The sequence below is a fragment of the Pseudomonas sp. rhizo66 genome (genome assembly GCF_031931925.1).
Classification (GTDB): domain Bacteria; phylum Pseudomonadota; class Gammaproteobacteria; order Pseudomonadales; family Pseudomonadaceae; genus Aquipseudomonas.
Genome location: NZ_JAUJWZ010000003.1, coordinates 29633 through 43083 on the forward strand (window position 1 = coordinate 29633; position 13451 = coordinate 43083).

The 13451-nt window shown below is 60.0% G+C and carries 14 protein-coding genes; 5 read left to right on the forward strand and 9 right to left on the reverse strand.

Annotation, left to right across the window (positions count from 1 at the left end):
• Positions 1 to 131 precede the first annotated feature (131 nt).
• Genes QZR14_RS04375 through QZR14_RS04385 form a run of 3 tightly spaced genes read left to right on the forward strand, consistent with a single transcriptional unit; the run spans position 132 to position 1800 of the window.
• Positions 132 to 1319 (forward strand): colicin E3/pyocin S6 family cytotoxin, encoded by a 1188-nt coding sequence (locus tag QZR14_RS04375; protein WP_311995975.1) that lies wholly within the window; start codon positions 132 to 134, stop codon positions 1317 to 1319.
• Entirely contained in the window at positions 1316 to 1546 is a 231-nt protein-coding gene (locus QZR14_RS04380) for a DUF7683 domain-containing protein (RefSeq protein ID WP_250603317.1), read from the forward strand. Before QZR14_RS04375 ends, QZR14_RS04380 begins: the two co-directional genes overlap by 4 nt.
• Entirely contained in the window at positions 1543 to 1800 is a 258-nt protein-coding gene (locus QZR14_RS04385) for a DUF7683 domain-containing protein (RefSeq protein WP_250603315.1), read from the forward strand. The genes QZR14_RS04380 and QZR14_RS04385 overlap by 4 nt, the downstream gene beginning before the upstream one ends.
• Positions 1801 to 1860: 60 nt before the next feature.
• Here the strand turns inward: QZR14_RS04385 and QZR14_RS04390 are convergent, their stop codons facing one another.
• Positions 1861 to 2325: a glycine zipper 2TM domain-containing protein gene (locus tag QZR14_RS04390; protein ID WP_007969461.1), complete on the reverse strand. Its 465-nt coding sequence runs from the start codon at positions 2323 to 2325 to the stop codon at positions 1861 to 1863.
• Between the two features lie 179 nt (positions 2326 to 2504).
• Here QZR14_RS04390 and QZR14_RS04395 point away from each other — a divergent pair, with 179 nt between their 5' ends.
• Complete coding sequence (locus QZR14_RS04395) at positions 2505 to 2741, forward strand: hypothetical protein (RefSeq protein WP_311995976.1); 237 nt, start codon at positions 2505 to 2507, stop codon at positions 2739 to 2741.
• A 5-nt stretch (positions 2742 to 2746) separates the two neighbouring features.
• Here QZR14_RS04395 and pdxH read toward each other — a convergent pair whose 3' ends face one another.
• The 5 genes from pdxH to dinG form a co-directional block, all read right to left on the reverse strand.
• Complete coding sequence (gene pdxH / locus QZR14_RS04400) at positions 2747 to 3394, reverse strand: pyridoxamine 5'-phosphate oxidase (protein WP_250603311.1); 648 nt, start codon at positions 3392 to 3394, stop codon at positions 2747 to 2749.
• Positions 3395 to 3418: 24 nt separating this feature from the next.
• The gene (locus tag QZR14_RS04405) at positions 3419 to 4516 is read right to left on the reverse strand and encodes an OmpA family protein (protein ID WP_250603309.1); all 1098 of its coding nucleotides are present in this window, start codon (positions 4514 to 4516) and stop codon (positions 3419 to 3421) included.
• Positions 4517 to 4629: 113 nt separating this feature from the next.
• Positions 4630 to 5775, reverse strand: coding sequence for a serine hydrolase domain-containing protein (locus QZR14_RS04410; RefSeq protein WP_311995977.1), 1146 nt, complete (start codon positions 5773 to 5775; stop codon positions 4630 to 4632).
• 190 nt (positions 5776 to 5965) lie between these two features.
• Positions 5966 to 8446, reverse strand: a complete 2481-nt coding sequence (locus QZR14_RS04415; RefSeq protein WP_311995978.1) for a beta-galactosidase — start codon at positions 8444 to 8446, stop codon at positions 5966 to 5968.
• A 95-nt stretch (positions 8447 to 8541) separates the two neighbouring features.
• Entirely contained in the window at positions 8542 to 10686 is a 2145-nt protein-coding gene (dinG, locus tag QZR14_RS04420) for an ATP-dependent DNA helicase DinG (protein WP_038358136.1), read from the reverse strand.
• A gap of 99 nt (positions 10687 to 10785) precedes the next feature.
• Between dinG and QZR14_RS04425 the strand changes: the two genes are divergently transcribed.
• The gene (locus tag QZR14_RS04425; RefSeq protein WP_311995979.1) at positions 10786 to 11250 is read left to right on the forward strand and encodes a CopD family protein; all 465 of its coding nucleotides are present in this window, start codon (positions 10786 to 10788) and stop codon (positions 11248 to 11250) included.
• 206 nt (positions 11251 to 11456) lie between these two features.
• Here QZR14_RS04425 and QZR14_RS04430 read toward each other — a convergent pair whose 3' ends face one another.
• The 3 genes from QZR14_RS04430 to QZR14_RS04440 all read right to left on the reverse strand — a co-directional run bounded on the left by QZR14_RS04430 (position 11457) and on the right by QZR14_RS04440 (position 13375).
• A complete protein-coding gene (locus tag QZR14_RS04430) occupies positions 11457 to 12215 on the reverse strand; it encodes a collagen-like protein (RefSeq protein WP_250603301.1) in 759 nt (252 codons plus the stop codon).
• A complete protein-coding gene (locus QZR14_RS04435) occupies positions 12208 to 12489 on the reverse strand; it encodes a DUF1145 domain-containing protein (protein WP_250603299.1) in 282 nt (93 codons plus the stop codon). The genes QZR14_RS04430 and QZR14_RS04435 overlap by 8 nt, the downstream gene beginning before the upstream one ends.
• Before the next feature lie 163 nt (positions 12490 to 12652).
• A complete protein-coding gene (locus QZR14_RS04440) occupies positions 12653 to 13375 on the reverse strand; it encodes an OmpA family protein (protein ID WP_250603297.1) in 723 nt (240 codons plus the stop codon).
• Positions 13376 to 13451: the final 76 nt, after the last annotated feature.

Genomic DNA, 13451 nt, shown 5'->3' on the forward strand with positions numbered 1-13451 from the left:
CTACAGACCAGCATCCGTCGAACAATCCCCAGATCTTTAGAGACGCGTCCTACAGCCATCATTTTCCTGCTTCGTTAACGTTGCGCGGCCCTTTGCGAAGGGCTGTCGACGGATGAACGAAAGGACGATCAGTGGCTGGCAACAAGGACATTCCCCGGGTTCAAAACCCACCGCAAGGCGACGGGCATCACGTCACTTACCGCTACATGACTGCCAGTGAACTGGCCGAGCGCGAGGCCAGACAAAACGCTTACGACGCCATGCTGGCGCGACAAGAAGCTTTCGAGCGCAGCCGTGAGGTGGCGGTCAAAAAAGCCGATTCCGTGCGCGCTGGCTGCGTATTCGCCAAGTCCTGCAAACTGCCGGATGCGATTATCGATTACTCCAGTCCTTCGGGGATGGTGCCGACTGACAGTCTGAAGGACTACGGCGATCTCATACTGCTGGGTGCGCGTGAGGCCGATGAAAGCGGCGAAGTTCCTCTAAAGAAAATCGGCGCAACGGCCATCCCGGCGGGCTTTGGCAGTTTTGCATTGGCGGGTTCAGCTTTCAAAGGATTGCCCACCGTTATATCCACCGCAGTGATCACGCCATTGGTGGCCCTGGTGGCGCTGGTCATGCCCTCGAGTCTTGGTGACAGCGCGCTTTATACCGACGAGCAGTTGCGTGGACTTGAACAGGCACGAACGCGTGTTCGGTTGAGGGTCGAACAGCAGGCCGACGGCAGCCTGAAAGGCTACGGCTTCTACACCGGCAAGAATCGCGATTGGGAAATGGTTGATGTCGTGCAGTTCAAGTTGCGTGACAGCCAGTTCATTGCTGACTTGGGTGAAGGTGTAGAACTGATCTGGACGCCTGCTGTGGATGGTTCGGACATCCTTGGTATTCCCGCGCTGGAGGCTGGACTGCAGGCACCGCACATCTGGGTTTATCCGCCGACGAAAGCGGCGGATGAAATTCTGGTCAATCCGGTTTATCCGCCGGACTACCGGGATTTTGTTCTGGTTTTTCCACCAGGTTCGTTGGTTCAGCCGGTATATATAGTCTTAAACGTCCCTAGAGATTTCAAATACCACCCCGCCCCTGTTTCGCTGCCGGCCTTTCCAGACGTGAAACCTGCACCACTGAAAACCTCCGTTCGCGGTGGAGGAAAAAAGCGAAGACGTTGGAAAGATGCATCGGGGAAAATTTACGAATGGGACTCTCAGCATGGCAAGGTTGAGATGTACACCAAGCAAGGAAAACATCTTGGAGAATACGACCCGAAAACAGGGGAACAAACAAAGCCTGCCGATTCCACAAGGAGAGTAGAAAAATGAAGCATGTAATAGAGGTATTCGATCGAAAGACTGAGGATTTGCTCCTGACCGTAGAGATCGCGGCGCATCACGAGGAAGCATTGAAGGCGCTGATGAACTGGCAACAACCTGAAGATGAGTTCGATGGCTCTGATTTAGACGAAGAGCAGATCAAAGTTCTGGAGGACTGGACTGGAGAAAAGCTCTTGGACGCAACTCATATAGTTCAGTTGGTGTGCATCGAATGACTTATGGCAACTTCAAGCTGAAGCACACCGTCGAGGCATTTAATAAACGCACAGCTCGGTTAGTTTTCGAGATCCCCGTTCCCGATGGAAACATTGAGCGGCTCAGAGTAATCATGCATTGGGTCAATCCCGAAGACGAAATCTTTGGTTATGACCTCGACCAAGAGCAGATAAAGCAATTGGAAGCTTTAATCGGTCGATCTTTCTACGACTCTAAATACAATTTTCAAATGGGTTGTTATGAAAGCGAGTAAATATCCTAAAAAAACCCCGACCAGTCACCTGATCGGGGTTTTCTTTACCCTGAATTCCGCTTAGTGCGAAACGCGGCTGGTCCCGCCAACGGTGGAGATGCGTACCCGCTCGCCAACGCGGAACACTTCGTTCTCCTGAACCTGCTGCACATAGGCACGCATGCTGCCGTCGTCTTCACGCACGGTGATTTCCACACCCTGGGTACGGGTCAGACCTTCTTCAGTTGCCGAACCGATCAGACCGCCCGCCACCGCACCGATAACTGCAGCAACGATGCTGCCCTTGCCGCCGCCAATGGCGCTGCCGCCGACGCCGCCGACCACTGCGCCTGCAGCGCCGCCGATCGGGGTCTTGGTGCCTTCGATTTTCACCGGGCGCAGGGATTCGATGGTGCCCATGCGAATCGTCTGCACACGACGCGCTTCGTCACGGGAGTAGGAGTCACCGGTCAGGCTCGATTGGCAGCCGGTAAGCAACATCGCCATCGTGGAAAAGGAAGCAACCAGCAGAACAGACTTACGCATAGCATCAACTCCAAAGAAACATATAGTCATTAAACTCCGTGGCTTGACGCCTGTCACGACGCCGCCCGGATAAATTGGCTTTCATTCAGGTGCGGTACAGACACCTGCACGCTGTTCCTGACTTAGCCCTACAGTAGCGCCAAATTACCGATTCTGCGTCAACGACACCAAGGATTTTCATGGATTACTTCATCATCGTCGTCACCACTGTCGCCGGTTTGTACTTCCACTGGTGGTTGTACGTGCGGATCAAACGCTGGATGGATCGCGATCTGGCGTTGTCATTGGCCGGCAAGGATGAAGGCAAACGCGCCTTCATGCTCGAACAGTTGGCGAACGCTCAGGTGCAGAAGATCAAGCGCCGGGATCTGCCGAAGTGGCTGGAGGCCGCTGCGGCAGGCTATCCCGCTCGGTAGACTGCTTAAGGTGCCAGACGTTCAAGAATCCAGTCGGCGCCCTGCAAACGGTAGTTGAGGCGATCGTGCAGACGACTCGGACGGCCCTGCCAGAATTCGATGCGCTCAGGCAGCAAGCGGTAACCACCCCAGTGTTCCGGGCAGTCGGGTTGCGTGTCGGAGAAACGCTGCTCGGTAGCCTTGAGCAAATCCTCCAGCTCACCGCGCCCGTTGATCACCCGGCTCTGCGGTGATGCCCATGCACCAAGACGGCTGCCCAGTGGACGCACCTGATAATAGGCATCGGACTCTTCGGGCGTGACCTTCACCACCCGCCCTTCGATGCGCACCTGGCGCTCCAGGGTTGGCCAGAAGAAAGTCATGGCGGCAAACGGGTTGGCCGCCAGATGCTGGCCCTTGGCGCTGTCGTAGTTGGTGAAGAAGGTGAAGCCCTGCTCGTCCAGGCCCTTGAGCAGCAGAATGCGGCAATGCGGTCGCCCATCCTTGTCGACCGTGGCCAGGGTCATGGCGTTGGCCTCCACCGGCGCCTGTTCGGTCTTCACCGCGTCGGCAAACCACTGGTGGAACAGCGCAAACGGCTCGGCCGGGGCTTGCGCCTCGGTCAGACCATCCCGGGTGTAATCACGACGCATATCTGCCAGAGCCTGGGTCATGGCGCATTCCTTTTCGTTAGCGGATCACTTCTTGGTGGTATCGGTCGCGGCGACTTTCTTGTCGGTCGCGGCGGCTTTGGCTGGAGCAGTCTTTTTCGCTGGGGCCTTGGCCGGGGCTTTTTTGGCCGGTGCCTTGGCAGCCGCTTTTTTCGCTGGAGCCTTTTTGGTTGCCGGAACAGCGGCTTTTTTCGCAGCTGGGGCCGGGGTTACCGGTTTGGCGGCGGGCTTGACGTCTTGCGCAGCGACCATGGTCACGGGCTTCGGTGCAGGCATGTTGTACTTGCTCAGCAAGGCAACCATGGTGTTCTGCGGGGTCACCAGCAGTTCAACACGACGGTTCAGGGCACGACCTTCAACGCTGTCGTTGGCGGCACGCGGCGCTTCCGAACCCATACCGCGCAGCATCAGGCGATCACGCTGCAAGCCGCTGAGGCGGAAGATCGCGGCAACCGACTGGGCACGTTCCTGGCTGAGTTTAATGTTGGCCGGAGCGGCACCGCTGGTGTCACTGTGACCAAGCACCAGAACGGCGGTTTTCGGGTCGGCTTCGAGGATTTTCGCAACGCGGGTGAACGGGCCGAGGGTGACCGGCAGCAACATGGCTGGACGATCCGGGTTGAACGAGCCTTCGACCGGCGCGGTCACGACCAGCACGTTGTCACGACGCTCGAGTTGCAGATTGCTGTCCTTGACCGCTTCACGCAGACGCGGCTCGTAATCGTCGAGCCAGGCTTGGGTCACTTTCGGATCCGGCATCGGCACGGCTTTGGTGGTGGGTTGATCCTTGCCGCCGAACGGCCACCACCATTTGCCACCCGCATCGGCCTCAGCTTTGGCCACGGTTACCGGTTTTTTCGCTTCGGGAGCGACCTCGGCCTTCATGTCGGCCTTGGCCGCTTCATCATCGGAACCGAACGGCCAGTACCACGGGCTGCTTTCGGTCTTGGCCACGGGTGCGGTAGCAGCCGGTTTCAAAGGCGCCGGCGCGGGTTCTTTGGCCGCAACCTTGTCAGATGAACCGAACGGCCACCAACTACCACCGTCCGCATCGTTTTTCGGGGTCTGTGCACAACCGGTGATCGCTACACACAGGGCCAGGGCGAGAGTCTTTTTAGATGACATTGAAAATCCACAAAATGAAGTAATGAAAAATCAGAGCACTTTCGCCCGGATAAACAGTCGCTTTGAAACGAAAAACCGTTCGAGGTTCCGGCCCTGGCACCCCGAGTGGAACTTTACAGACAAGTGGCAAGCACCCGCGCGAGCTTCTGCGCGCGCGGATCCATCAAGACGTACGGCCCAAGGGTATTTGTCACAAAACCGAAGGCCACATCATGCTCAGGGTCAGCAAAACCGATGGAACCGCCCGCGCCCGGATGGCCGAACGCCTTGGAGCCGAGGCCATAAGTGGCGTTGGCCACGTCCGGTTGATCAAGCATGCAGCCCAGCCCGAAACGGGTGCGGGTCAGCAAGGTCTTGTCTTCGCCGAGGCTGTGTTCGCGGGTCAGCTCTTCGAGCATGTCGCTTTCGAGCAGGCTGCCGTCGAGCAGACCGGCATAAAAACCGGCCAGGCTGCGCGCGTTGCCGTGGCCGTTGGCCGCCGGTTGCTGCATGCGACGCCATTCCGGTTTGTTGGTACTGGTGAGCACCGACGGCGGATTGGTGAAAGCGCGGGTGGTCATCGCGGTTGGTTCGCGCATGGTCACTTGCAGCAGACGTTGCGCGGCGGCATCACCGGCGTTGCCCTTGCCGCGCGCAATGTGCGCCACGCGATGGAATTCCTCGTCAGCCAGACCGACGTGAAAATCCAGCCCCAGAGGTTTGGCGACACGAGCGACGATGGATTCACCCGGCCCGCGACCGTCAGCGCGGCGCAGCAACTCGCCGATCAGCCAGCCGTAAGTGATCGCGGCATAGCCGTGACCGGTGCCCGGCGTCCACCACGGAGTTTCAGCCGCGAGGGCGTCGACCATGGTTTGCCAGTCGTAGAGGGCTTCCGGCGCCAGCAGCTCACGCAGCGCCGGCAGACCGGCCTGATGGCACAGCAATTGGCGCAGGGTGATGGATTCTTTGCCGGCGGCGGCGAATTCCGGCCAGTAGCGGGCGACCGGAGCATCCAGTTGCAACTTGCCTTCGGCGACCAGTTGCAGCGCGGTGACGGCGGTGAAGGTTTTGGTGCAGGAGAACAGGTTGGCGATGGTGTCGCTGTGCCAGGCCTCAGTGCCATCCTTGTCGGCAGTGCCGGACCAGAGGTCGAGAACGGTTTCTCCACCGACCTTGATGCACAGGGCTGCGCCGCGTTCCTGGGGATCGTCGAACAGTGCGGCAAAGGCTTCGCGCACCGCTTCGAACTGAAGCTCGTAATGTCCCTGAATCTGCACCCCAACTCCCCCACGAAAACGCTCTACAAAGTGGCCCGCATTGTTCCAGCCCCAGAGGGATTTGGGAACAGCTGCGGGCCAGACGGTTAAAAGCCAAGTCAAAAGATCGCAGCCTACGGCAGCTCCTACAGAGAAACGCGTTCGCATGTAGGAGCTGCCGCAGGCTGCGATCTTTTTAGAGCATCACAGGTTAGTGACCATTCCCCGAATGTCCACCGGCATGCCCTGCCCCCGGCCCTTTACCGGCCTCGCCTTTGCGCCCGCCCTCAGCCTCATGCCCCGCCGCTGCGGCCGCTTTCTCAGCCTCTTTGCCGAGCTGATCAATCGCCTGCAAGTTGCTCTTGCGCACCGTTTCGACAAAGCCCTGATACGGCAGATCCGTCACCCCGACCAGACCAAAATGCCCATTCTCGCCATCGAGCAGACGCCCGGTCACCGGTTGATCGAGATACTGGAACCAATGCACGCCGACTATCGATGGCTCACTCAAGGCTTGCTTGAGGAAATTGGCATACGCCGGGCCGCGATCTTCTTCCTTGGTCAGTTGCGTCACACCGCCCCAGAACGGGCCGCGATCAGTGGAGCCAAAGTTGAACTCAGTGATCAATACCGGTTTGTCCAAAGCGCCCAGCGCGGCAAAGTCATAACTGTCCTGCGGTTTCAGCGTGTACATGTTGAAACTCAGCACATCGCAGTATTGCGCGCAGGAGGCCACGGCTTCCGGCGTGCTGATGGCGAAACGGCCGCCGAGCAGCAACTGGTTCGGCGCGTGCCATTTCAGCGAGTCGGAAATGGTTTTGAAGTAAGTGTCGGCGAAGACTTTCTGGAAATATTTGAAGTCAGCCTCGATTTCCGGATGCTCCGGACTTGGCAGCGGTGGCACAAAACCCGGGTCTTCCATCAATTCCCAGGCCGGAAGATCGATGCCCCACGCCTTCGACAGACCGGCCTGATTGCGGTACTTGTCGCGCAACTGCTTGAGGAAAGCACGTTTGGCCGGCACGTCGGTGGTCATTTTCAACGTGCCGTAAGCCAGCGCGTAGCGGGATTTCGGATCATCGCCGGGACCGGCCCACGCCAGTTCGTTGTCGGCGTAGTAGCCGATCAGCCACGGGTCGTCGCGGTGATCACGGGCGGCAATGGCCACGGCGCGTTCGGTGGCCATGGCGAAACGCGGATCGAACGGATCCGGCATGCCGCCCCACCAGTCGCTGCCGGTGCTGATGCTGGTGTAGTCGCCGACGATCGACAACGGCAAGGTATACGGCACGCGCTCGGCATCACTTAGCGAGTCGGCGCTCCAGTTACCGATCGTGTTGAAGCCCCAGGCTTGCAGGCGATCGAGCGTGTGGCTGGCCCACTGCTGCTCATCGATAGTGGCCTTGCACGGCTCGGCAACCGGTTCTGTCGTCGCTTGCACGGTTTCAGTCTTGGCCGCTTCAGCGACGCCGGACTTCGGCTCGGCCGGCACAGGGGCAGGCTCTGCGGCTTTCACGGCGACCGTTTCAGCGGCTGCCGACTTGGCGGCTTCGGCTACCCCGGACTTGCTCTCACTGTCGGCTTTGCACGGTTCACCGTACACGCGCTGCAGGTTGGCACCGTAGAAGTCGTACCAGCGTCCGTTGCCATAACCCCGGCCTTGATCAACACCGTTGCCGCCACGGTTGTCGCCTTCGCCAAAATGTCTGGCCAAGGGCTCATCCGCTTTAGGCAGGGATTCGAACATGTGCTCACGGCCAGCCACGTAGGTCTGGTTGACCTCCGGGCTAACGGTATTCACGCCCAGCGAATAAAACGGGTGCCCTTCGGGCGTGACCAGATACCAGCGGCCATCACGCTTCTCGGTGCGGAAGAACCCGCTGGCCTTGAAGGCCGGGCCTTTGCTCCAGCCACCGAACTTGTCCAGCGAGGCCTTCTCGCGCTCGGCCAGCCAGGTTTTCAGCTGTTGCTGTTCCTTGGCGGCGGCGGATTTCAGTTGTTCGTCGTTGCTGATCTTTTCCGGCCACTTGCTGCGCGTCGATTGCCCGTAGGCGTCGACCAGATTGCCGTAAACAGCCTGGGTAACCGAATCGCCGTCCTGCACACCGAAGCGTTCGAGCAGCAGGCTCTGCGCGACTTTCGGCTGATCCATCGACAGGCTCACCGAGACCACTTGGCTGCGGTCGATCTCGCCGCTGCTGCTGGCCAGCAGGATCCGTTGACCATCGACCGTCATCGGCATCGGCGGCCCGGCTTTCATGCCTTGGCTCAGCGGTGTCGACGCGACCAGCGGTACCAGCAGGGTTTGCGCAGGCCCGGCCGGCAGGTCGACGCGGCTGACCAGAGTGCGGCCGTCGTTGCTCTGGATCTGTACGTAGACCGTTACCGCCCAGTCCATTGCGCTCTGCAAACGCAAGGTCATCATGCCTGACTGCGACCAGTCCCAGGCGCCGGTCTGCGGTGTCAGGCGCAAAGTCGGGCGGGCGACCGGGTTGAAGGTCACCCGGCGCAGCACTTCGCCCTCAGGCGTTTGCTCGGCGTTGGCTTGTGGCAGATCAGCGTTTTCTGTGGCGATTTTCACCACGTCGGCAGGACGGACAAAGTTGAACAGAGTCTGCTGACCGGCAGGCGCTGCCAGCAACGGGGCAGCGAAGATCAAGGCAAAAACGGCAGGCAACGAACGGCGGATCATAAGAACGGAGTTCTCCCTAACGACCAACTAAGGCCAATGGAAAAGCGATGGCAGAGAGATAGACAACACGGCGGGCAAAACTGCCCACCGTTGTCTCAGGATATTTCACGACGGAAAGGAGGCAACGCATTGAGAATCGCCTTGCCGTAGCGCTGGGTGACCAGGCGCCGATCAAGCAAGGTGATGGTGCCGCGGTCTTCTTCGGTGCGCAGCAGACGCCCGCAGGCCTGAACCAGCTTCAGCGAAGCATCGGGCACGGAGATTTCCATGAATGGATTGCCGCCACGGGCTTCGATCCATTCCGACAACGCCGCTTCGACCGGATCATCCGGGACCGAAAACGGGATCTTGGCGATCACCACGTGTTCGCAGTAGGCACCCGGCAAGTCGACACCTTCGGCGAAACTGGCGAGACCAAACAGCACGCTCGAATCACCGCCATCGACCCGCGCTTTGTGCTTGTTCAGTGTTTCCTGTTTTGACAGGTTGCCTTGAATGAACACTTGCTTGCGCCAGTCGCGGTCGAGACCGTCGAACACGTCCTGCATCTGTTTGCGCGAGGAGAACAACACCAGGGTGCCGCGCGAGCCTTCGACCAGATCGGGCAACTCACGGATGATCGCTGCCGTGTGTGCGGCGGCATCGCGTGGATCGGCTTTCAGGTCCGGCACCCGCAACACACCGGCGTCGGCGTGATGGAACGGGCTCGGCACCACAGCCGTGACGGCCTTTTTCGGCAGGCCGGCGCGCATGCGGAAGCGGTCGAAAGTGCCCAGCGCCGTGAGGGTCGCCGAGGTCACCAGACAGCCGTAAGCCACGTTCCACAAGCTGCGGCGCAAGGTTTCTGCCGCCAGGATCGGGCTGGCATTGACCTCGATATCGAACAGCGAACCGCTTTCGGCCAACGTCAGCCAACGTGCCATCGGCGGACTGTCTTCCGGGTCTTCGGCGGTGAACGCGGTCCACAACTCCCAGTTGCCGGAGGCACGGGACAACAGGCTGCCGAACAGCGGATACCACTCTTCGGCCTGATTGCTGGCGATGCCGATGTTGACTTCGCCGTCCATGCCTTCCTTGAGCAGGTCGGTCAGACGGGTGAACAGGTCGTTGAGGCGCGAAAAGCCTTTTTTCAGCTCGATGCCCATTTCACGCATGTGCTCGGGAATCACCCCGGCGACGAAACGATGGCGCGGGCGCTCACGGCCCTCGACGTCTTCGCCGGGCTTGAAGTCGGCGACCTGCTCGCAGGCGCTGAACATGAACTGCTGCTGGGCCTTGATCTCGCGCGCCAACTCCGGCACTTGCTCGATCAGCTTGCCGAGGTCGCCCGGCAGCGGGTGCTGGGCCAGCAACTTGGTCAGGTTTTTGGCCGTGGTTTCGAGCCAGTCGGCGGTGGAGCGCAGGCGTGTGTAATGGGCGAAGTGGCCGATGGCCTTGTCCGGCAGGTGGTGGCCTTCGTCGAACACATAAATGGTGTCGCGAGGGTCGGGAAGCACCGCACCGCCGCCCAAGGCCAGGTCAGCCAGAACCATGTCGTGGTTGGTGACGATCACGTCGACCTTGCCCATGCCTTCGCGGGCCTTGTAGAAGGCGCACTGGCCGAAGTTCGGGCAATGACGGTTGGTGCATTGGCTGTGATCGGTGGTCAGGCGCGCCCAGTCGGCGTCTTCCAGCGCATTCGGCCAGCTGTCGCGGTCGCCGTCCCATTTATTGCCGGCAAGTTTTTCGATCATGCTGGTAAACAGCTTCTGACTGGCCTCATCGACCTCGATCTTGAAGCCTTCTTCTTCGAACAGCTGAGCGGTGGCGGTTTGCGCGTGGCCTTCCTGCAAAAGCATGTCGAGCTTGGACAGGCACATGTAGCGGCCACGGCCCTTGGCCAGGGCGAAGCTGAAGTTCAACCCGCTGTTGCGCATCAGGTCGGGCAAATCCTTGTAGACGATCTGCTCTTGCAGGGCCACGGTCGCGGTGGCGATCACCAGGCGTTTGCCGGCCAGTTTGGCGGTGGGGATCGCGGCCAGGCTGTAGGCCACTGTCTTGCCTGTACCGGTGCCGGCTTCCACCGCGACAATCGCGGGGTCGCCACTGCGTCGACCTTCGTCGTCGGTGTCGATATCCCCGAGGACTTTGGCGATTTCAGCGATCATCAGGCGCTGGCCGTAACGCGGTTTGAGGCTCTTGGCCTCTAGAAAACGCGAATAGGCGCCCTGGATCGTGGTTTTGAGTTCAGTGCTGATCATGAATTGTCGGGCGCAAAAAACGCTGGATAAATTTTCAGTGGTTTCGGATGGCGGCTATCATACCCCGCTAATTAATCCCGCGCAGAACGGAGTGCCCCAATGACACCTTTTAGCCTCGTTTACCCCCTGCATGTGCTGTCCGCTTTAGTCTGGGTCGGCGGCATGTTTTTCGCCTGGATGGTCCTGCGCCCCGCGGCTGTGAAGGCCCTCGACGGCCCTGCCCGCCTGACCTTGTGGGTGGAAGTGTTTCAAGGTTTTTTCCGTTGGGTCTGGGTCGCAGTGATCCTGCTGCCGATCAGTGGCGTGGGCATGCTGCATTTGCAGCAGATCGGGTTCGAGACCGCGCCGAAGTATGTGCAGGTGATGATGGGGCTGTACGTGGTAATGACGGCGCTGTTTATCCGCATTCAAGGGTTGATGCTGCCGGAACTGCGCAAGGCGGTGGAGGCGAAGGACTGGCCGGTGGGTGCGGCGGTGCTCGGGCGCATTCGCCGGTTGGTGGGGATTAACTTGATAGTCGGCGTGGTGCTGGTGGCGATTGCCGCGGCTCGGCCGATATTCTGAAGATAGGGGCAAAGATCAAAAGCCCCTCACCCTAGCCCTCTCCCAGAGGGAGAGGGAACTGAATGGTGGATATTTGAGGGATACGCCGACCTGAACGATTGGGTCTGAATCCATAATCGACTCGGAATTTCAGGTCGATGTATAACGCCAGACATCTCGGTCGGCCCCCTCTCCCGACGGGAGAGGGCTGGGGTGAGGGAAAGCTTTTACAGGCGTTGCACGGTCACGGCACCCGCCGCCCCCACTGGTCCAGGCTGACCATCAGCCCCGGCCTTGCCATTCTTGCCGCCATCGGCGCGGTACACCAGGCAGCCCTTGGACTTGCCGCCCTTGCCTGCTTTGCCACCAACACCCGCCGGGCCACCGTTGCCACCCGCCACATTGACCTTGATCAGCTCGGCCGGAAACTCGCGCGGCACTTCAAGACGCACCAGCGCACCCGGTGCGCCCGGTTGGCCATCACTGCCGTTACTGCCATCAAAACCATGCCCGGCTGCGCCATAAGTACAGCCCGGGTCTTCACCGTTGCCGCCATCCAGGCCAACAAAACCCGGCGCACCGGTGCCGCCACGGGCATCGACCAACAGTTGCGGCGCGTTCAACGCCTTGAATTGGAGATTCAGATTGCGCCCTGCACGGGCGGCTTTTTCATAAGTCCCCGGCGCCCCGCGCGCAGTAATCTGGCTGCCTTCGCTCAGTTCAGCGCGGGCCACTTTCAATTCCAGCGCCTGTTCAGCCGGAACGATCGCAATGCGCGCTTCATGGCCAAGACGCAACTCGCCCACGGTCAGTTCGGTGACGTTGGCAGGAATCAGCAAGGTGCCGTAATCGGCCACGTCCAGACGTTCGAGCTGCAAAGTGCTGGTGTTATTGGGCAAACGCATCAGGGAATTGGTTTCGACGCTGACCACCTGGGCACAGGCCAATGGGCTGATGAATGCAGCGAGCAAGCAGAGTTTACGCATGGGAAGAAGCCTCCGGAACGGCCGGGGCCGGGATGGTTTGCAGGTGGAATACGCCGAACAGCAGGATACGGCCACGGTCACGCCAAGGGTGCGGGCGACCTTTGAGGCTGCGATTGCAAAGCAGCACTTCGAGCAGATGGATCAGCAACAACAGACCGCCGGCCAGATTGACCAGCAGATGCAACGGATGTACGAACGGCACCAACTGATTGGCCAGCACCACGCAGCAGAACAGCAGGGTCAACAACCGCCCCAGCCCCCAGAACACTTTCATACGCTCCCCCGTGTTGCGAATTATTCTTTGGGCGCACAGTAACGGCTTCTGCGGGGGATAAGCCAGAGGGAAAAATGAAAAAACTGCGTTCGCCTGCCAAATGGCTGCCGAAACGACGCTGAGCGTCGCCCGGCAGCTCTAGCCCGCGTCCTACAGACGCTTCCTAACGATTGATGTGCAACTCCACACGACGGTTCTGCGCGCGCCCTTCGTCGGTGGCGTTATCGGCAACCGGCTCGCTTTCGCCGCGACCTTCGCTGGTGAGTTTGTTCGGCGCCAGGCCCTGGCTCAGCAGATACGCGGCGACACTGCTCGCACGCCGTTCCGACAAGGCCTGGTTGTAGGCATCCGAACCTTTGCTGTCGGTGTGGCCGACGACCTTGATGCTCACCACGTCGGCATTACGCAGTTTGTCCATCAGCGTATCGAGCTGGGCTTTCGCCGCCGGGGTCAGGTCGGATTTGTCGAAGTCGAACAGGACATTGCCGGCATCACTGAGGGTAATGACTTCCGTTTGCGGCGCAGGCTCCGGCACTTTTTCCGTGACCGGGTATTGCGGCAGCGGGCAGCCACGGTGATCGACCGGAGTATTTTCCGGGGTGTCCGGGCAACGGTCACGGCGGTCGAATACGCCGTCGTCGTCTTCATCGCCGTCCTGGGCATAACAGATCAGTCCGCCGGTAAGAATCCCCAGCGCTGCGCCGCCACCGGCCCAGCCGCCACTTTCGAGGGCGCCGAGACCGCCACCGACCAGCCCGCCGATAAGGCTGCAGATCGGCCACGTACGTTGATTGAGGGGTGCAGTGCCATCGCTGTGGGTGGCGCAACCGGTGAGCAAGCTGCCTAGCAGTAGCACCGGCAAGACGGACCTTGAGAAAACAGTCATTGTAAAAGCTCCTGTGTCACCGGCCCATACCGGTTACACAGGAGTAAAGACCCGCATCCGCGACTGCACAAGCCGC

Bases quoted from the DNA above. Each gene is read 5' to 3' on its own strand.
- QZR14_RS04380 (WP_250603317.1), top strand. From the start codon at position 1,316: ATGAAGCATGTAATAGAGGTATTCGATCGAAAGACTGAGGATTTGCTC.
- QZR14_RS04385 (WP_250603315.1), top strand. From the start codon at position 1,543: ATGACTTATGGCAACTTCAAGCTGAAGCACACCGTCGAGGCATTTAAT.
- QZR14_RS04390 (WP_007969461.1), bottom strand. From the start codon at position 2,325: ATGCGTAAGTCTGTTCTGCTGGTTGCTTCCTTTTCCACGATGGCGATG.
- QZR14_RS04395 (WP_311995976.1), top strand. From the start codon at position 2,505: ATGGATTACTTCATCATCGTCGTCACCACTGTCGCCGGTTTGTACTTC.
- pdxH (WP_250603311.1), bottom strand. From the start codon at position 3,394: ATGACCCAGGCTCTGGCAGATATGCGTCGTGATTACACCCGGGATGGT.
- QZR14_RS04405 (WP_250603309.1), bottom strand. From the start codon at position 4,516: ATGTCATCTAAAAAGACTCTCGCCCTGGCCCTGTGTGTAGCGATCACC.
- QZR14_RS04415 (WP_311995978.1), bottom strand. From the start codon at position 8,446: ATGATCCGCCGTTCGTTGCCTGCCGTTTTTGCCTTGATCTTCGCTGCC.
- dinG (WP_038358136.1), bottom strand. From the start codon at position 10,686: ATGATCAGCACTGAACTCAAAACCACGATCCAGGGCGCCTATTCGCGT.
- QZR14_RS04425 (WP_311995979.1), top strand. From the start codon at position 10,786: ATGACACCTTTTAGCCTCGTTTACCCCCTGCATGTGCTGTCCGCTTTA.
- QZR14_RS04430 (WP_250603301.1), bottom strand. From the start codon at position 12,215: ATGCGTAAACTCTGCTTGCTCGCTGCATTCATCAGCCCATTGGCCTGT.
- QZR14_RS04435 (WP_250603299.1), bottom strand. From the start codon at position 12,489: ATGAAAGTGTTCTGGGGGCTGGGGCGGTTGTTGACCCTGCTGTTCTGC.
- QZR14_RS04440 (WP_250603297.1), bottom strand. From the start codon at position 13,375: ATGACTGTTTTCTCAAGGTCCGTCTTGCCGGTGCTACTGCTAGGCAGC.